General features: G+C 65.5%; 19 protein-coding genes. 9 read left to right on the top strand and 10 right to left on the bottom strand.

Translation table 11 applies throughout. From position 1 onward, the window contains the following. Positions 1-19: 19 nt before the first annotated feature. Positions 20-1,297 (top strand): MFS transporter, encoded by a 1,278-nt coding sequence (locus CZ674_RS02115; protein ID WP_159456868.1) that lies wholly within the window; start codon positions 20-22, stop codon positions 1,295-1,297. Positions 1,298-2,002: 705 nt separating this feature from the next. Here CZ674_RS02115 and CZ674_RS02125 read toward each other — a convergent pair. Next, on the bottom strand, positions 2,003-2,611 hold the full coding sequence (locus CZ674_RS02125) for a hypothetical protein (protein WP_086990808.1): 609 nt from the start codon (positions 2,609-2,611) through the stop codon (positions 2,003-2,005). Between the two features lie 10 nt (positions 2,612-2,621). Then, the gene (locus CZ674_RS02130) at positions 2,622-3,476 is read right to left on the bottom strand and encodes a hypothetical protein (RefSeq protein ID WP_086990810.1); all 855 of its coding nucleotides are present in this window, start codon (positions 3,474-3,476) and stop codon (positions 2,622-2,624) included. 147 nt (positions 3,477-3,623) lie between these two features. Here CZ674_RS02130 and CZ674_RS02135 point away from each other — a divergent pair, with 147 nt between their 5' ends. Together CZ674_RS02135 and CZ674_RS02140 are read left to right on the top strand one after the other, a co-directional pair. Then, positions 3,624-4,901: an HNH endonuclease signature motif containing protein gene (locus CZ674_RS02135; protein ID WP_159456869.1), complete on the top strand. Its 1,278-nt coding sequence runs from the start codon at positions 3,624-3,626 to the stop codon at positions 4,899-4,901. A gap of 227 nt (positions 4,902-5,128) precedes the next feature. After that, a complete protein-coding gene (locus CZ674_RS02140) occupies positions 5,129-5,815 on the top strand; it encodes a FadR/GntR family transcriptional regulator (RefSeq protein ID WP_086990814.1) in 687 nt (228 codons plus the stop codon). Positions 5,816-5,836: 21 nt separating this feature from the next. Here CZ674_RS02140 and CZ674_RS02145 read toward each other — a convergent pair whose 3' ends face one another. From CZ674_RS02145 to CZ674_RS02160, 4 genes are read right to left on the bottom strand one after another with little or no spacing between them, the layout of a single operon-like run. Further along, entirely contained in the window at positions 5,837-6,262 is a 426-nt protein-coding gene (locus CZ674_RS02145; RefSeq protein WP_086990816.1) for an RbsD/FucU family protein, read from the bottom strand. Positions 6,263-6,274: 12 nt separating this feature from the next. Then, positions 6,275-7,114, bottom strand: coding sequence for an amidohydrolase family protein (locus CZ674_RS02150; protein WP_143244597.1), 840 nt, complete (start codon positions 7,112-7,114; stop codon positions 6,275-6,277). Between the two features lie 9 nt (positions 7,115-7,123). Next, positions 7,124-8,095, bottom strand: a complete 972-nt coding sequence (locus CZ674_RS02155; RefSeq protein WP_086990820.1) for an aldo/keto reductase — start codon at positions 8,093-8,095, stop codon at positions 7,124-7,126. Beyond that, complete coding sequence (locus CZ674_RS02160) at positions 8,092-9,384, bottom strand: L-fuconate dehydratase (RefSeq protein ID WP_086990822.1); 1,293 nt, start codon at positions 9,382-9,384, stop codon at positions 8,092-8,094. The genes CZ674_RS02155 and CZ674_RS02160 overlap by 4 nt, the downstream gene beginning before the upstream one ends. A 134-nt stretch (positions 9,385-9,518) precedes the next feature. Here CZ674_RS02160 and CZ674_RS02165 point away from each other — a divergent pair, with 134 nt between their 5' ends. From CZ674_RS02165 to CZ674_RS02175, 3 genes are read left to right on the top strand one after another with little or no spacing between them, the layout of a single operon-like run. Continuing rightward, positions 9,519-10,394 (top strand): fumarylacetoacetate hydrolase family protein, encoded by an 876-nt coding sequence (locus CZ674_RS02165; RefSeq protein WP_086990824.1) that lies wholly within the window; start codon positions 9,519-9,521, stop codon positions 10,392-10,394. Further along, positions 10,391-11,134: an SDR family NAD(P)-dependent oxidoreductase gene (locus CZ674_RS02170; RefSeq protein ID WP_086990826.1), complete on the top strand. Its 744-nt coding sequence runs from the start codon at positions 10,391-10,393 to the stop codon at positions 11,132-11,134. The genes CZ674_RS02165 and CZ674_RS02170 overlap by 4 nt, the downstream gene beginning before the upstream one ends. Positions 11,135-11,136: 2 nt before the next feature. Beyond that, the gene (locus tag CZ674_RS02175) at positions 11,137-12,405 is read left to right on the top strand and encodes an alpha-hydroxy acid oxidase (RefSeq protein ID WP_086990828.1); all 1,269 of its coding nucleotides are present in this window, start codon (positions 11,137-11,139) and stop codon (positions 12,403-12,405) included. 4 nt (positions 12,406-12,409) lie between these two features. Here the strand turns inward: CZ674_RS02175 and CZ674_RS02180 are convergent, their stop codons facing one another. The 3 genes from CZ674_RS02180 to CZ674_RS14500 form a co-directional block, all read right to left on the bottom strand. After that, positions 12,410-13,129, bottom strand: a complete 720-nt coding sequence (locus tag CZ674_RS02180; protein WP_234988382.1) for a YoaK family protein — start codon at positions 13,127-13,129, stop codon at positions 12,410-12,412. Between the two features lie 109 nt (positions 13,130-13,238). Continuing rightward, the gene (locus CZ674_RS02185) at positions 13,239-13,433 is read right to left on the bottom strand and encodes a hypothetical protein (protein WP_086990830.1); all 195 of its coding nucleotides are present in this window, start codon (positions 13,431-13,433) and stop codon (positions 13,239-13,241) included. Next, the gene (locus CZ674_RS14500; RefSeq protein WP_268802377.1) at positions 13,433-13,555 is read right to left on the bottom strand and encodes a hypothetical protein; all 123 of its coding nucleotides are present in this window, start codon (positions 13,553-13,555) and stop codon (positions 13,433-13,435) included. Before CZ674_RS14500 ends, CZ674_RS02185 begins: the two co-directional genes overlap by 1 nt. A 103-nt stretch (positions 13,556-13,658) precedes the next feature. On the opposite strand from CZ674_RS14500, the gene CZ674_RS02190 reads away from it, so the two are divergent. After that, positions 13,659-14,246, top strand: coding sequence for a hypothetical protein (locus tag CZ674_RS02190; RefSeq protein ID WP_086990832.1), 588 nt, complete (start codon positions 13,659-13,661; stop codon positions 14,244-14,246). A 6-nt stretch (positions 14,247-14,252) separates the two neighbouring features. Here CZ674_RS02190 and CZ674_RS02195 read toward each other — a convergent pair whose 3' ends face one another. After that, positions 14,253-14,909: a transaldolase family protein gene (locus CZ674_RS02195; RefSeq protein ID WP_086990835.1), complete on the bottom strand. Its 657-nt coding sequence runs from the start codon at positions 14,907-14,909 to the stop codon at positions 14,253-14,255. 84 nt (positions 14,910-14,993) lie between these two features. Here CZ674_RS02195 and rbsK point away from each other — a divergent pair, with 84 nt between their 5' ends. Both rbsK and CZ674_RS02205 read left to right on the top strand, forming a co-directional pair. Then, positions 14,994-15,938: a ribokinase gene (gene rbsK / locus CZ674_RS02200; RefSeq protein WP_086990837.1), complete on the top strand. Its 945-nt coding sequence runs from the start codon at positions 14,994-14,996 to the stop codon at positions 15,936-15,938. Next, entirely contained in the window at positions 15,935-16,741 is an 807-nt protein-coding gene (locus CZ674_RS02205) for a GntR family transcriptional regulator (protein WP_086990840.1), read from the top strand. Before rbsK ends, CZ674_RS02205 begins: the two co-directional genes overlap by 4 nt. Positions 16,742-16,762: the final 21 nt, after the last annotated feature.

The raw sequence follows: 16,762 nt of genomic DNA on the forward strand, positions 1-16,762 counted from the left end.
TCGCGGCTAGGCTGTGGCAGTGAGCAGTGCACCTGGAATCCGGCAGACCCGCGCGGTCGCAAAGGCCCGTTTCGGCGCCAGTGTCGCGTTCGCGATCGTCGGCTTCCTGCTGGCCGTCTGGCTCGTGCACATCCCTGCTGTGCAGCAGGCCACGGGCATCTCGAAGGCCGAGCTCGGCACGACGCTGCTCGCCCTCGGCCTCGGCTCGCTCATCTCGATGCAGGCCGGCGGGCTGCTGATCTCGCGATTCGGCGCGCGCATGCCGCTGCTGGCCGGGCACCTGCTGCTTGCCGTGACGCTGCTCGCGCCGGCGTTCGCAACCGATGCCGTGACGCTCGGCATCGCCCTGTTCCTGTTCGGCCTCGGCAACGGGCTCGCAGACGTCTCCATGAACGCCGAGGCGGTCGAAGTCGAGCGCGACCGCGGCAAGGCGATCATGTCGTCGATGCACGCCTTCTTCTCGATCGGCACAGCGCTCGGTGCGGCGTACGGGTGGCTCGTGCAGACGGTGCAGCTCGCCGTGCTGCCGAGCTTCGTGATCGCTGCAGCCTTGGCCGTCGGGTTCGCGTTCGTCGCCATGGCACTGCTGCCGAAACGCGGCGCCGAGCCCGACGTCACCACATCCGAGCTGCTTGCCGTCAGTCGCGCATCCGGTGACTCGCGCCCCGGCAAGTCGACGAGAACCGTGCCGATCTCGCAGATCGTGCTGCTTGCGCTGCTCGCATTTGTGCTGATGCTGGCCGAGGGCGTCGCGAGCGACTGGAGTGCGCTGCATGCCGTCGACGTGCTCGGCGAATCAGAGGCGACGGGCGCGATCGCGTACGGAGCCTTTGCCGTCAGCATGACAGTGGCGAGGTTCATGGTCGACTTCGTCGTGCGCAGATTCGGCTCGGTCGCCGTGGTGCGGTTCGGCTCGCTGATCTCGGCCGTCGGCCTCGGCATCGTCGTGGTGTCGCCGGCGTTCTGGGTCGCACTCGTCGGCTGGACGGTCTTCGCACTCGGGGTCGCGGGGGTTGTTCCGCAGATCTTCACGGCAGCCGGCAACCTGCCGGTCAAGAAGCGGGCAGTCGTGCTGTCGCGCATCGTCAGTGCGGGCTATGTCGGCATGCTCGCGGGGCCCGCGGTGGTCGGCTGGGTCGCCGGATTCACTGACCTCAGCATCGCGCTCACGGTGCCGCTGGTGCTGTGCCTTCTGGGGCTTGTGGGGGCATCCAGCGTGCGAGCAGCTGCTGGTGGCTCGAGTGCGAAGCCGACGTCTGGTGATGCAGAGGGCACAGCAGCACGACCTGGGTCATAGGCGACTGCACCGGGGCCGGCACGCTCGGCACGGGCCATGTTCGCGGACGCAGCCAGTGAGCGAACAGCCGCATGGCGACTGCTCCGAGGACCGCGTTCGCGCCTGCCATCAGCACTGCTGAGACGATGCTGGCAATGACCATGCCTATGAGCACGGGCGTGGTTCGGTAGCCGATCACGTCGACGACGATCTGCCAGAATCCGATGCCGAGCAGCCCTGCGACCACGAACGGCAGAAGCCAGCTCGCAAGCCCCGAGAGCATCGTGATCGCGAGCGCCCGGCGCCATCCGAATGGCAGCAGGCGGCGTGTTCCGATGACGGTGGCTGCGACCACCGCGGCTGTCGCCAGCAGCAGCACGGCGATGCAGAACATTGCCACTGCGATGTCGTCGTCGAAGAAGTCGTCGTAGAGGCTTGCGAGGTCGCCGAACACCGAGCCGCGTGGGCTGAACAGGCTGAAGACGATCGTGACGACGGTTGCGATAGCGACGGCGCCGCCCACGGGCGCGGCGAACCCCATGAGGAGCCCTGCGCCGCCGTGCACCAGCAGACCGGTGCGCGTCACACCGCGACTGACGGTGTGCGGAACGGATGGGCGGGTCGACATGGCAGGCGGCTCCTGAGGCGAGAGGTTGCTCGTCAAGGTAGCCGCGCGGCCTGGTCAGGGGCTGGCGGGCAGCTGTGTCTCAGCCGAGTGGGTGGGGGTCAGAACCGCAGCTGCTCACGCGGCCGCATCGCATTGGCGAACAGCCAGCTGCAGAGCATCCCGAGCAGCCCGTGGACGACGGCATTGATCACACCGAAGACCGCCGTGATGACCAGCACACTGACCGGGAGCTCCCCCGTCAGAGGTGATGGCGCATCCGTCATCGACATGAACAGCGCCGTGACGAATGTGCCTATGCCCATCACGACCGGGAAGATCAGAATGTGCGGGATCAGGCCCGAGAGCACCGTGATCCAGAACGCTCTGCCACCGCCCCAGCGGCGGAACGCTGCGATACCCGCGATGAGCGAGACGACTGCGAACACCGCACATGCGATCGCGACCGACCACAGGTAGAGCGAGAACCCCGGTGCCGAACCGATGTCGCCCATCATCTCGGCGCTGACGTCTTGGAGTGTCTGGCCGTCGGCGTCGGCCGGTATCGCGCCGAACACGAGGAAGAAGAGCGAGATGATGCCGAGCATCCAGGCGAGCGGGGCCGTGAGCCCCCAGCCGAACCCGGAAATGGCGTGCACCCAGAATCCGGCACGCCTCGCGTAGCGTGTGCCCTCTCTGCCGAGGGGCGGGCGAACTGCTGAGTGCGTCATGGGCGGCGCCTCAGCCGAGCAGCGCGCGAATGGTGAGCCGCTCATCCGCTGTGATCGTAACGTCTTGAAGCCTCGCACCCGCGATCTCGAAGTCTGCCAGCTCGATGGGATCGATCTCGAGCTTCGACTGCAGCACCTTCAGGCCTGCGAGGATGACCGGGTTGCGACTCGAGAGCGCGATGTCAGACACGTGCAGCACGAGATCGCGGTCGATCGAGAGGGTCGCATCGGCCGTGGCTCGAGCACCCAGGAAGCCCTTCGAAACCTTCGCGATCGCCTCGGCACGAACTGATCGCGCGTCGATCTGCGTGAGGCGAAGCTGCTGCACCTCGACCTTGAACGGCGCGTTCTCTGAAGCGAGGAGCGCGTCGGCGACCTTCTGCAGAGCATCGACTGCCTCGTTCTGGCCGACCGAGACGACGGCGCTGCCTGCCATGCCGGAGTCGCGGCGTTCCTCGTCGACGGTGACGCCGAGGCGCCCTTCGACGTCTTCCATCCACACGATCGGAACCTGCTGCAGCTCGAGCTTCATCGAGACATCAGCACCGAACAGGGTGATGGGCTCTGCGCGCACATCGAGACTCCGGAGCAGCCCGGCGTTCGCGTGCATGCTGTCGAAGTGCTCGGTGACGTCGACGCCATCGGCTTCGAAGCCCTTGATCGACTCGATGTCGTCGACCGCGCATCCGGTCAGATCGATGGTGACTGACGGAAGGTCGGCGCCGTCGAGCGGCGCAACCTCGACGGCCCGGGCAGGGCGCAGATCAGCGGCTGCGAGGACGCGCTCTGCGGTCGCCTGCAGCTGGGCGCTGGGATCGATTCGTCCGGCCTCGCCGAGCACGAGTACCTGTTGCGAGTTGCTCATGCCCCAAGCCTAAAGCGGTTGCCTATGGTTCGGCTGGAGCTTGCAGGCGCAGCGCAGCTCTCCACAGATTTTCTTTTCCACAGGGGCCGATTCTTGGATCTCGTGTCAGTAGTGGGTAGTAGATTCGTTCTAACGAAGGAGGTGAGCATGAGCACCGCAACCGCGATTCAGCAACTGACCGCTGAGGCCGCCCAGGTGTTCGATGCCGCCTTCGATGACTTCACGTCGTGCTCGACCGGTGACCGTTTTGCGACGCTCAACGCGATGACCGAGTTCGCCCTGCAGCACCAGGCGCATCTGGCCAGGTTTGCGCAGGTGCTCGAGCACTCCGGGTCGGCCCTGTCAAGTGTCGCGAAAGATCTCCGATACTCATCGACCGCGACACTGTTGCAGCACGAGGTGGGCTTCGCCAAGGGGCAGGCAGACGCCTACGTGCGGCTCGGCAAGCTGTTGCAGCACCGCGAATACCCCGTGCTGGCTGCAGCGATCGAAGCAGGCACGATCTCATCCCAGCAGGCCATCATCATCACGCGCGAGTTCGACCGACAGCGCAATCACTACGACGCCGAATTCATCGCCGTCGCTGACCGCAGCGCGGTCTCCTTCGCCGAGGGACAAAATTCGAGCCAGCCCTGGAGCCCAGAGGATCTGCGCGACAGCATCCGCGGATGGTTCGCCCAACACGACCCCGAGCAGGTCGAACTGCACACCGAACAGCAGCATGCCCGACGGTTGTGCAAAGCGTGGGCGCAAGAAGACGGCATGATCTCCGTCATTGCAGTGCTGTCGGCAACGGATGGTGCCGCGGTGATGCAGTTCCTTGACGCGAACGCGTCGCCGCGCACGCGCCTTTCGGCGCCCGATGGTGACCCCGAGATCGACATGCGCACCCGTGAGCAGAAGATGGCCGACGCATTCGTCCAGGCTTTCACCACCGCCGCCAAGTCGAAGCACACCAGCACCCAGGGCGGCGCCGCGCCGACGCTGCTGGTCACGGTGCCGATGAGCGAGATCAACAAGCACGCCAACGGCACGCCCGCACTCGCACGCGTCAGCCGCACCCAGGAGTTCGTACCGGTCGCAGAGGTCTCGCGCATCATCTGCGACGGAGCCGTACAGGCGGCCATCACCGACGACTCCGGCAATGTGTTGAAGCTCGGCCGGTCACAGCGACTCTTCTCCCCCACACAGCGCAAAGCACTGAACGTCGCCTACCCCACCTGCGCAACAGACGGATGCGGCATACCTGCCGTGTGGGCAGAAGCACACCACATCAAACACTGGTCACGAGGCGGCAGAACCGACCTCGACAACGGAGTCAACCTCTGCAGCTTTCACCACCATCAGGTGCACCTGGAACACCTCAAGATGACCCAGGATCCCCAAACCCAGAAATGGAAAGCAATCAGGGCAATCCGAAGATGATGCCCGACAGTTGATGCCACGCTTGACGCCCGACCGCGTCACGAGAAACCGCGATGTCACCAGAAACCGCACAACCTGCGGCTTCTGGTGCACGGATGCGCCAATTGCGGTTTCTGGTGCCCCCACCATTCGCGCAGAGGCGAGCAATGCGTGACCGTCACCCGCCTGCTGTCAGAGGCACACGAACATCGCGAACAGAGCCAGACTCAGCCAAGTAGGCTGGAGCCATGAGCGTCACAGACGATGCGATCAGCCGCATCAAGCAGATGATCCAATCCGGCGAACTCTCTCCCGGCGATCGCCTGCCTCCCGAACAGGAGCTCTCAGAACGCCTCGGCCTCTCCCGCTCATCCATGCGCGAAGCCGTCAAAGCACTCGCAACCATGCGCGTGCTCGACGTTCGTCGCGGCGACGGAACCTACGTCACCAGCCTCCGACCGAGCCTGCTCATCGAGACGATGTCGTTCATTCTCGACTACCACTCCGACTCCGCCGTCATGGAGGTCTTCGAAGCACGCAGCCTGCTCGAACCCGGCATCGCCGTCCTCGCTGCCCAGCGCGCATCCGCCGATCAGATTGCCGAGATGGAAGCCCACCTCGACAAGATCGACGAGACTTCAGACACCGAAGACCTCGTCACACACGATCTCGAGTTCCACCGCATGCTCGCAGAGGCAACCGGCAACGACTACCTCGTCGGCCTCATCGAAGCGATCGGCAGCCAGACCTGGCGCGCACGCGTATGGCGCGGAGTGACCGAATCGAACGCCGTCGCACGCACACTCGGCGAACACCGGCAGATCCTGGCGAGCATCCGCGAACGCGACGAGACCGTCGCCCGCGCCGCCATGACACTGCACATCTCGGGCGCCGAACGCTGGATCAGCACCGAGCTCGACGAATCCGCCGACTAGCGACTGCTGGCCGACTGCCCCCTACTGCTCGGGGTCGCCGACAACGCCCTTGCGCAGCATGATGCAGCCGTACTTGCGCGTCTCGGCTGTGCGAATCACAGCAAACACCTCACGACCCCGCTCATAGAAGTCGAATCGATCGATCCACTCGACCCGCTCATCCAGTGACGTGTTCACTGCGTCACGAAGCTGCGCCTGCACCTCTTCGCCGACTCCCGGCTCTGCCGTCATGAACGTGACAGAAGCCTCGGCGTAGTAGTCGATCGGAAACACCGATCGCACAGCAGCCACGACATCAGGCGTCGTCGAAGCGACCTCGAGAACGGGCACTCCCATGCCATACGACGGGTAGTGCGCATCGGCGATGAGGATCACGTCGTTGTGACCCATGTGGTCGAGCACGCGAAGCAGGTCGCCGTTCAGCAGCGGGTTGATTCCAGTGAGCATTGGGGATTCCTTTCAGTCAAGCGGCACTGCCGCGAGTCCGTAGATGTCTTCAGCGTTCCGTGAGCCGACATAGTCGATCTCGAGAGGGCTCATCGTCTCTTCGAGCAGCTCGTCGACCTGTGCGGCGAGCGCGTTCACACCGTCGCCGAGTAGGGGCATCGGAAAATCCGAACCGAGCATGATGCGTGTGGTGCCGAACGCTTCAACGGCGACACTGCATGCTTCCAGCGCATGCGTGAACGGCAGCACCGCTCCGCCCTGGTGAAGACCCGAAAGCTTCGCATGAGTATTGTCGTGCGCTGCGAAGTCGCGGAGCTGCGAAGCCCACTCACGCAAGTCACCTACCGGCGGCTTGCCGAGGTGGTCGAGCACCATGCACAGGTCGGGCATGGCATCGGCGACACGGGATGCGGCGGCCAGCTGATCGGGGAACGCGTCGGGAATCTCGAACGCCAAGCCGCTCTCTGCGATCAGCCCCAGCGTCTCGCGCACCTCAGGACGATCGAGCAGTCGCGGATCAGGCTGATCGTGAATCAGCGCGCGAATTCCCACGAGCTGCTTGTCAGCAAGCTCTTCAAGGCGCTCCCCCGCAGCCTGCGGGTCGGTGAGCGGAACCCATCCGACCACTCCGAGAATCCAGTCGTGCGCATCGGCAAGCGACAAGAGGTAGTCGGTGTCGGCATCGGTGTCAGCAGCCTGCACCAGAACAGCCTGCTCAAACCCGAACAACGCCGAGGCATCACGCGCCTCGGCAACACCGATCGGCCTGTTGATCGGTGCCAGATCATCAGTCAGCCAGGCATACTCAGCCGGCTCACTCCAGATGTGCAGGTGCGTGTCGATGCGGCCCATGAGCAAACCCTACGGGATGAGCCCAGCCGCAGTGAGGTCACTCCACAGGGCATCCGGAACATCCACAGCAGCGCGCGCAGCAGTCTGCTCGACCTGCTCACTCGACGAAGCGCTGACCGCACACGCCACCATCGCCTCATGGCGCAACGGGTACGCGATCGCAGCAGTCGGCAGATCGACACCGTGCGCTTCACAGACATCGGCAATGCTGTGCGCTCGGGCCACGAGTTCAGCACTCGCAGACCCATAGTCGTAGCGGGCGTCGGATGCGGGGCGCGGCTTCGCCAGCAGGCCCGAGTTGAAGATCGACACGGCAACTCCCCGCACGCCCTGCTCGAGCATGAGCGGCAGCAGCCTCTCGCCAGCAGCCTGCTCGAGCAGCGTGTACTGCGCCGAGATCATGAGGGTGTCGGCAAAGCCGCTGACAGCAGCCTGAGACAGGGCATCGAGATCCTTCGAGCCGATGCCGACCCCACGGACGACACCCTGATCGCGCAGGGACGCAACCGCCGGCAGTCCAGCGGCGAGTGCCGCATCCGTGCCCTCTGCCGCCAGCTCGGGGTCATGCAGATAGAGCACGTCGACACGGTCGAGTCCGAGCCGCTCGAGGGAGTCATCGAGACTGCGACGGATGCCGTCAGCCGAGTAGTCGTAGCGGCGCACGTGAGTCTTCGGCACCGCGAAGTCGTGCTGCATGTCGTCGCCTTCGACAGGCGTCACAGGCTCGAGGATGCGTCCGACCTTGGTCGAGATGACGAATTCGTCGCGCGGCTTCGTCTGCAGAAATGCACCCAGGCGTCGCTCTGAGAGGCCGATGCCGTAGTGAGGCGCCGTGTCGAAGTGCCGAATGCCCGCCTGCCATGCCGCGTCGAGCACTGCCCAGGCACGCTCGTCACTGACTTCGCGATAGAGGTTGCCGACCGTTGCCGCACCGAACGCGAGCGGATGCTTCGCCAGCGGATGCTGTGCGGCACTGTTCATCGGGCGGCCTCCTCCTGAAAAGCGTACTCGCGCACGCTGGCTTCGAGCATCTCGGTTCCGGCGCCGGGAGCAGTGGGCGTCTGGTACGAGCCGCCCTCGATCACCGTCGGCGTCACGAAGTGCTCGTGCAGGTGGTCGACGAACTCGATCACACGGCCCTCCTTGGTGCCGGTGACAGCCACGAAGTCGAACATCGAGAAGTGCTGCACCGCCTCGCAGAGGCCGACGCCGCCGGCGTGCGGGCACACCTTCAGGCCGAACTTCGCAGCCAGCAGCAGAATCGCGATGATCTCGTTCGCACCGCCGACTCGCGTCGCATCGATCTGCACGTATTCGAGCGCCTCCGCCTGCATCATCTGCTTGAAGACGATGCGGTTCTGCACGTGTTCGCCAGTCGCAACGGGGATGGGCGCAATGCCGCGAGCGATCGCCGCATGACCCAGCACCTCGTCGGGACTCGTGGGCTCCTCGACCCAGTGGGGGTTGAACTCGGCAAGCGCATTGACCCATTCGATTGCGTCCGCTACACCCCAGCGCTGGTTGGCGTCGATGGCAATCGGAAAGTCGGGGCCGAGCACTTCGCGAGCCTTGCGGAAGCGGCGGATGTCGTCTTCGAGATCAGCACCGACCTTCAGCTTGATCTGCGTGAAGCCGTCGTCACGAGCCTCCTTGCAGAGACGCGTGAGCTTCTCGTCGGAGTATCCGAGCCAGCCGGGCGTGGTCGTGTACGCCGGGTAGCCCTCTGCCAGCAGCTGCTGCTCGCGGTCGGCACGACCGGGCTCGGCAGCGCGCAGGATCTCGAGTGCCTCTTCGCGAGTGAGCGCATCCGACAGGTAGCGGAAGTCGACCAGGTCGACGATCTCCTCGGGGCTCATGCGCGAGAGCAGCTGCCAGAGCGGCATGCCCGCACGCTTCGCCTTGAGATCCCACAGCGCATTGATGACAGCGCCGATCGCCATGTGCATGACGCCCTTCTCGGGCCCGAGCCAGCGCAGCTGCGAGTCGTGCAGCAGCAGACGGCTCGTGGCACCCATGTCTGCGAGCAGCTCTTCGACATCGCGGCCGACGATGTGCGATGCCGCGACATCGATCGCGACCTGCTGGATGTCGTTGCCGCGACCGATCGTGAACACGAAGCCGTGGCCCGAGAGGCCGTCGTCAGCATCGGTGTGTACAACCAGGTAGGCCGCGGAATAGTCTGGATCAGGATTCATTGCGTCAGAGCCATCGAGGCTCTGCGACGTCGGGAACCGCACGTCCTCAGTTGTGCAGGAAGTGACGATGCTCATGTTGTCTCCTAATCATCGGATGTTTCCGCGTGCTCAATGTATCGCATTGGGCGCGGTTTGCGGCAGTTCCTGTCTTTTGCGCAGTGTTTTCTTGGCGTAGACTGCCCAAGAGATCAGACCTATTGAGGAGCATCATGCGTTTTGCCCGGCTCGGCCCCATCGGCGAAGAGACCCCCGTCGTCCTCCACAACGGCACCGCCTACGACCTGCGAGCGATTGCACCCGACGTCGGTGCCGAACTCTTCGGCAAGCTCGACGCAGTCGTCGAAGCGCTCGACAAGGGAGCACTCCCCGAAGTCAATGGCGAGGGCCTGCGCATCGGTGCACCGATCGAGCGTCCGCAGGCAGTCGTCTGCATCGGCATGAACTACGCAGCCCACGCTGCTGAGTCGGGCGCCGAGCCTCCCGAGCAGCCCGTCATCTTCTTCAAGCACCCCAACACGGTCGTCGGCCCTGACGACGTGGTGCCCCTGCCCCCGCACGCGAAGAAGCTCGACTGGGAGGTCGAGCTCGCACTCGTCGTCGGCAAGCAGTCGTGGCTGCTCGACTCACCTGAGCAGGGCCTCGCGGCAGTCGCAGGCGTCACCGTCGCAGACGACCTGTCGGAGCGCACCTGGCAGATCGAGATCTCGGGCGGCCAGTGGTCGAAGGGCAAGGCAACCCCCGGCTCGACACCGCTCGGCCCCATTCTGGTCACTCCTGACGAGGTCGACCTGCGCAACCTGCGCCTCACGAGCGCCGTCAACGGTGAGCGCCGCCAGAACTCGACAACTGCCGACCTGATCTTCGACGTCGGCACGATCGTGTTCGAGCTCAGCCAGTTCATGCAGCTCGAACCCGGCGACCTCATCCTCACCGGAACCCCCGAGGGCGTCGCCCTCTCGGGCCGCTTCGACTACCTCAAGGACGGCGACGTCGTCGAGATCGGCATCGAGGGGCTCGGCGTGCAGCGCCACGCAGTCAAGGCATTCGCAGCACCCGCAGCCGAGTCAGCCGAGGCGACCGCATGAGCGAGTTCGCAGGCCTCAAGGCCATCGTCACGGGCGGTGCAAGCGGCATCGGCGCAGCCATCGTCGCGGAGCTCGAGCGGCAGGGAGCAGCTGTCGCAGTGCTCGACCTCAACGCTGACCAGGCGAAGCCGCTGCAGTTCACCTGCGACGTCGCCGACACCGGGAGCGTCAACGCAGCTGTCGCGGCCGCGGCGGATGCGCTCGGAGGCATCGACATCGTCGTAAACAACGCAGGCATCGGAGCAGCCGGTGACATCGCCGGCAACGACGACGCCGAGTGGGCACGCGTCTTCAGCATCAACGTCACCGGCATCTCGCGCGTGACCCGTGCTGCGCTGCCGCTGCTGCGCGCATCCGACCACGCTGCCGTCGTGAACACCAGCTCGATCGGTGCGACTGCGGGACTTCCGCAGCGTGCCCTGTACTCGGCGTCGAAGGGTGCAGTGCTGTCGCTGACCCGCGCGATGGCAGCCGACCATCTGCGCGAAGGCATTCGCGTCAACGCCGTCAGCCCCGGCACCGCCGACACCCCCTGGGTCGGCCGACTGCTCAGCGCAGCCGAAGACCCGGCATACGAGCGCGCGCAGCTCGAGGCGCGTCAGCCGCACGGCCGACTCGTCAGCGCCGACGAGGTCGCACACGCTGTGGCATACCTCGCGAGCCCCCGCGCCACCTCGACCACGGGCGTCAGCCTCGCAGTCGACGGCGGCATGCAAGAGCTGCGTCTGCGCAAGGAGTGAACATGAAGCGTCAGCTGCCCGACATCGAGACCCTCAGAAGCTTCATGAAGTTCTCGAATCCGCTGCAGAACCCGGCAGAGGCCAGACTCGAGAAGGCACAGACCATCTGGGATCTGCGCAAGATCGCCAAGAAGCGCACACCCAAGGGGCCCTTCGACTACACCGACGGCGCCGCTGAAGGCGAAGTCGGCCTGCGCCGCGCCTATGACGCGTTTCGCGACGTCGAATTTCACCCGTCGGTACTGAAGGACGTCACGAACGTCGACACCGGATGGGATGTGCTCGGCAAGCGCGTCTCACAGCCGTTCGGCATCGCACCGACCGGGTTCACGCGTCTCATGCACGCTGCCGGCGAGCGCGCGGGTGCCGCTGCCGCGAGCGCCTTCGGTGTTCCGTTCGCCCTGTCGACGCTCGGAACGACCGGCCCCGAAGAGGTTCGCAAGGCGGCTCCGGATGCGCGGCTGTGGTTCCAGCTCTACATGATGCGCGAGCGGCACAGGTCATATGAGCTCGTCGAACGCGCGCAGCAGCAAGGCTTCGACACGCTTCTTGTCACGGTCGACACCCCGGTCGCCGGTGCACGTCACCGCGACAAGCGCAACGGCATGGCGTTTCCGCCGCAGCTGACGCTCAAGACGGTGCTCGACGCGGCGCCCCGACCCGAGTGGTGGATCAACTTCCTCACGACTGAGCCGCTCGAGTTCGCTGCCGTGCGCAACTGGGACGGCACCGTGGGCGAGCTGCTCGACACGATGTTCGACCCTTCGATCACGTTCGACGACCTCGCCGAGATCCGCTCGCTGTGGAAGGGCAAGTTCGTCGTCAAGGGCGTGCAGTCGGTCGACGACGCTCGCAGGCTTGCAGACTTCGGCGTCGACGCAGTGCAGCTGTCGAACCACGGAGGCCGTCAGCTCGACCGCGCACCCGTGCCGTTCAGGCTGCTGCCCGAAGTCGTGCGCGAAGTCGGCAGCGACCTCGAGGTGCACGTCGACACCGGCATCATGTCTGGCGCCGACATCGTGGCAGCGGTTGCACACGGCGCCCGCTACACGCAGATCGGTCGTGCATACCTCTACGGCCTCATGGCCGGGGGTCGCGCAGGCGTCAACCGCACGCTCGCGATCCTGAGCGACGAGGTGGCTCGCGTCATGCGCCTGCTGGGCGTCGCGTCGCTCGACGAGCTCGAGCCCCGTCACGTGACGATGCTCGACGACCTGCGCGTTCGCAATCTGTCGCAGATTCGCGACGGCGAGGCCGGCACCGCTCAGTAGCGCCTCAGCTGTGATGCGCCCTGCCGATGCGGCTCACGCGTCGCTGCACAGACAGCACGATCATGAGCACGACGAGGGCTCCGGCGGCAGCGAACAGCGCTGTCTCGGAGCCCAGTCGGTATGCGCCTGCTCCCCCGACTGCTCCTGCGGCGAGGGCTCCCCAGAGCAGCAGCGGGCGTCGCCAAGCAGTCGTGGATGTGCGGGTCAGCAGTGCGCTGAGCGCGAGTCCCACGCTCACGAGCGTGCCAGTGGCGTAAGTGATCGCGACTCGGGCCCGGCCATCTGCGAGGTAAAGAGTGTTAAGCGCTCCCATCGCGGCGGCGATCAGCAGGAAGCGCCACGAGGAGTCGACACCGGCCAGCTGAAGGCCTGCGACTGCTGCGAGCGCTGCGGCAGACCCCAGTACGACCCAGCGACGCTGATCGCGCAGGTGGCCAGCCGCGAGCCCGCCGATGATCACGCCGATCACGAACGCGACGATGAGGCCCACTGCGACCATTGCGGTCTCGACGCCGCCGTCAAGCACTTCGATGCCGAGCTGCGTCGAGTTGCCGCTCATGAACGAGACGAAGAGGCCACCAGTCTCGATGAAGCCGACGGCGTCGACGTAGCCCGCGACGAATGCGAGCCCAGCCGAGATCCAGAGATCACGCCTCGTGACCGACCGCACGCCTGCCTCCTTGTTCTCAACGCAGAGCGCCGATCTCTTCAGTGATCGCGTCACGCAGTGCATCCTGGCGCCCATTGAGCATTGTCTCAGGGTTCTGCCAGGGCCCGCGCATCCGGATTCTCACCACGAGAGGCCGAGCGGATGCGGTCTTTTCGGATGTCGCTCACTGGGGCTCGTCGACCGCCCCGGGGACTGTCGCTGCAGTCTCTGCCTCTCGTGCATCCGCGAGACGCTTCAACGCATTGCCGATGCGAATGACCGCGACGATTGCCCAGACGATTATGGCGATCCAAATGCCGATGTAGAGGATTCGTGACCAGGCAGCAGGCCCAGCGACGAATCCGAAGTCGCTGCCCATCAGCGGTCGCCTCCTTCAGCCGTTGCCGCCGCGTAACGAAGCCTGCTGCGCCTGGTCTTGTCGTCGAGAATGCGAATCCAGTGCCTGACGATCCGCTCGGCAAGCAGCAACAGAGCAACCATGACCGCCGGCACCAGAAGTGTATAGAGTACTCCGTGTAAGAATAAAGTATTCACCTCTCAACTATGTCGGCACCGGCCCGGCGACACAAGGACGCGAACAAGAGTGAAGACGATCATCTGGGGAAATCTCGGCCTGCTGCTCGGCGCGCTCTATGCGCTGGGCGTTGGCTTTCTCGAGTTGCGAAGAATCGCCATCAACGGTGGCGCCATCGTGAGCTTCGACAACGAAGTCACCCGCCTCGTGTTGCCAACGCATGGCGCACCGCAGCTCATCGGCATCGCCGCAGCAAGTCTTCTGGCGATCATTGCGGCCTCCGCCGTGTTCCACATTCTGCCCCTCAGCGCTGCAATCGCCTATGGCGCAGGCTTCATCGTCACTGTCGTCGCCCTCGTCATCGTCGGGCTCAGTCGAGCTACAGCACAGTTCGCAACTCAGTGGTGGTCAGACGGATTCACCCCGGGGCCCCTCGGCTGGATCGAGAAGAGCGGCCTGAGCCCCGCGGTGCATCTCACGGTGCTGGTGATCGCGGCTGCCCTAGTGGCGATTCCGATGATGAAGCGCGCGGCAGACATCGGCCTCAAAGCCGAAGCAGCCAGAATCGCGGCCGATTGCGAACAGAAGGCAGAGGCCGAAGCCGCAGAGGCAGCTCAGAAGGACCCCTTCGACGCCGCGTGGGACGCCGCGAACTGAGCGGGGTCAGACGATCGAGCCAGCCGCATTGAAGTCAGAAGCCGACGCCTCAGTGGCCGGATGCGCGAGCAGCTCCCACAGCACCGTCGGGTTGGCCGTGATCGCAGTGATGCCGGCGTCGACCAGCTGCACGATGTCTTCGGGCGTCCGCACCGAAGCTGCGAAGACCTCAGTGCCACTCGAGCCGCACACACTCTGCATGCGCGCGAGTGTCTCGATGTCCCCGAGACCAGCGTCGCGCATCCGCCCCAAGTACGGCGCGATATAGCGAATGCCACTCGATGCCGCCGCGAGCGCCTGGCCCGGCGTGTAGACGGCAGTCAGCAGCACCGGATGCCCGGCACGAGCAAGGCGCGACCCCACCGCGAATCCCGCACGAGTCGCAGCGATCTTGACGACCATGTGCGCATCCAGCTCGAGAATGCCGCGCGCACGACGCTCGATGTCGTCTTCTGACTCGCCCCACGACTGCGCGAAGACCTCGCGTGCTCCGAGGTCTGTCCACTCCTTCGCCAGCACCGCGATGTCGTCGGTCGTGCGCCCAGCACGCTCGAGCAGCGTCGGATTCGTCGAGACCCCGTGCACAAGCGAGCCCTCGAGCAGCGGCCGCACCGCATCTGCATCAGCAGAGTCGGCAAACAGGCGAACAGAACGGTCGATCATCGGCGACTCCAATGGCTGAGAAGGGGGATGCCCGATAATGTAATGACAGGATCATCCCTCTGTCAATCAAAGATCGGAGCGCTCATGGCCAGCGGAGTCCAGAGCCCAGACCGCGGTGCGGTTCTCGTCGTCGGATCGGTGACGGCTGACGTCACCACGTTCTCATCCAGACTGCCCGAACCGGGAGAGACCTTCCTCGGCGACGCGTTCACTCTGGTGCTCGGCGGCAAGGGCGCGAACCAGGCAGTCGCAGCGGGGCGTGCGGGGGCGGATGCGCGATTCGTCGGGTGCGTCGGCACCGACCTCTTCCAGGACCTGGTGACCAGCGGCCTTCGAGACGCAGGCGTCGACATCACCCACCTTCGCGCTGTCGACGACCAGACCGGCATCGCGCACATCCGTGTCGACGCGGCCGGCGAGAACGACATCGTGATGGTGCCGCTCGCCAACGCTCACCTGTCAAAAGAGCAGATCGACACCGCCTTCGACGACTTCGCCGCCACCAGCGCAGTGATGCTGACCCAGCTCGAGATTCCGTTCACACTCACGATGCACGCAATTCGCCGTGCAAACGAGCGCGGCCTCACCGTGATCCTCGACCCAGCCCCCGCACACGAGCTCGACGACAGCATCTGGCCGCTGATCGACCTCGTCGTGCCGAACGAGACCGAGGCGACGCTGCTCACCGGCATCAAAGTGACCGACGCAGCAAGCGCCGAAACTGCTGGCCGGTGGTTCCTCGACCGCGGCGTGAAGCGCGCCCTCATCACACTGGCCGGCGCCGGCAGCCTGCTGGTCGAACCCGACTCGACCGAGTTCTTCGAGCCGCACAAGGTCGACGTGGTCGACACGACCGCCGCCGGTGACGCCTTCGCCGGATACCTCGCCGCCGGCCTCGCCGAAGGCGCCGACCTGCGCTCGGCCATCGAACGCGCAGGAGCCGCCGGAGCCCTTGCCGTCACCAAACGCGGCGCATCGCCGAGCCTGCCCGAGGCAGCCGAGGTCGATGCCTTCCGCACGAGCCGATGAGCGACTCATCCGGCAGCTGGGGCTCGACCGTCTCAGCGATCGACCGCGACAGCGAGCTGCCCTACTACGAGCAGATCCGCCGCACGATCATCGCCGCCGTCGAAGCCGGTGAGATCGTGCAGGGCGACGCGATTCCGGGTGAGTACGAGCTATGCCGCATCTTCGGCGTCTCGCGCACTGCGGTTCGGCAGGCCCTGGGGTCGCTCGAGCACGACGGCATGATCACTCGCGTCAAGGGCAAAGGCACGTTCCTGTCAGCGACCAAAGCCCGCGAGACGATCGCAAACCGGCTCGCCGGGCTCTTCGAAGACGTGACCGAGCGCGGCGGAACCGTCACCTCGCGCATCCTGCTGCGTGAATACGTGCCCGCGGATGCGCACATCGCCACCCAGCTCGGACTTGAGCCGGGTGCCGACGTGCTGGTGCTGGAGCGGCTTCGCTTCGTCGACGGCCTGCCCTGGTCGCTGTCGACGACGTGGCTTCCGCGAGCTGTCGGCGAGCTGCTCGACGACGCCGACCTCGAGGGAGGGTCGCTGTACCGGGCGCTCGAGGCGGAGGGCGTCATGGCCGTCAGCGGACAGCGCGTGCTCGACGCCGTGATGGCGGATGCGCGCACGGCCGAGCTGCTCGAAGTCGAGCCCGACAGCCCGGCGATGCGCTTGGCGAGCGTCACTCGCGACGGCTCAGGGGTGCCGATCGAGAGCTTCGTCGCGCTGCACCGCGGCGACATGTCGAGCTTCGTGTTCGACATCGGCAGCACAGTGCCGACCGCCTACGGCATGCGCGTCGACCCAGCGAGCTGAGCGGCATCTCGCCGCGAGATG

The organism is Agrococcus casei LMG 22410 (assembly GCF_900163565.1).
Classification (GTDB): domain Bacteria; phylum Actinomycetota; class Actinomycetes; order Actinomycetales; family Microbacteriaceae; genus Agrococcus; species Agrococcus casei.

Excerpts from the sequence above, each read along its gene's own strand:
- CZ674_RS02125 (WP_086990808.1), bottom strand. The coding sequence starts at position 2,611 with ATGACGCACTCAGCAGTTCGCCCGCCCCTCGGCAGAGAGGGCACACGC.
- CZ674_RS02130 (WP_086990810.1), bottom strand. The coding sequence starts at position 3,476 with ATGAGCAACTCGCAACAGGTACTCGTGCTCGGCGAGGCCGGACGAATC.
- CZ674_RS02135 (WP_159456869.1), top strand. The coding sequence starts at position 3,624 with ATGAGCACCGCAACCGCGATTCAGCAACTGACCGCTGAGGCCGCCCAG.
- CZ674_RS02140 (WP_086990814.1), top strand. The coding sequence starts at position 5,129 with ATGAGCGTCACAGACGATGCGATCAGCCGCATCAAGCAGATGATCCAA.
- CZ674_RS02145 (WP_086990816.1), bottom strand. The coding sequence starts at position 6,262 with ATGCTCACTGGAATCAACCCGCTGCTGAACGGCGACCTGCTTCGCGTG.
- CZ674_RS02150 (WP_143244597.1), bottom strand. The coding sequence starts at position 7,114 with ATGGGCCGCATCGACACGCACCTGCACATCTGGAGTGAGCCGGCTGAG.
- CZ674_RS02155 (WP_086990820.1), bottom strand. The coding sequence starts at position 8,095 with ATGAACAGTGCCGCACAGCATCCGCTGGCGAAGCATCCGCTCGCGTTC.
- CZ674_RS02160 (WP_086990822.1), bottom strand. The coding sequence starts at position 9,384 with ATGAGCATCGTCACTTCCTGCACAACTGAGGACGTGCGGTTCCCGACG.
- CZ674_RS02165 (WP_086990824.1), top strand. The coding sequence starts at position 9,519 with ATGCGTTTTGCCCGGCTCGGCCCCATCGGCGAAGAGACCCCCGTCGTC.
- CZ674_RS02170 (WP_086990826.1), top strand. The coding sequence starts at position 10,391 with ATGAGCGAGTTCGCAGGCCTCAAGGCCATCGTCACGGGCGGTGCAAGC.
- CZ674_RS02175 (WP_086990828.1), top strand. The coding sequence starts at position 11,137 with ATGAAGCGTCAGCTGCCCGACATCGAGACCCTCAGAAGCTTCATGAAG.
- CZ674_RS02185 (WP_086990830.1), bottom strand. The coding sequence starts at position 13,433 with ATGGGCAGCGACTTCGGATTCGTCGCTGGGCCTGCTGCCTGGTCACGA.
- CZ674_RS14500 (WP_268802377.1), bottom strand. The coding sequence starts at position 13,555 with ATGGTTGCTCTGTTGCTGCTTGCCGAGCGGATCGTCAGGCACTGGATT.
- CZ674_RS02195 (WP_086990835.1), bottom strand. The coding sequence starts at position 14,909 with ATGATCGACCGTTCTGTTCGCCTGTTTGCCGACTCTGCTGATGCAGAT.
- rbsK (WP_086990837.1), top strand. The coding sequence starts at position 14,994 with ATGGCCAGCGGAGTCCAGAGCCCAGACCGCGGTGCGGTTCTCGTCGTC.
- CZ674_RS02205 (WP_086990840.1), top strand. The coding sequence starts at position 15,935 with ATGAGCGACTCATCCGGCAGCTGGGGCTCGACCGTCTCAGCGATCGAC.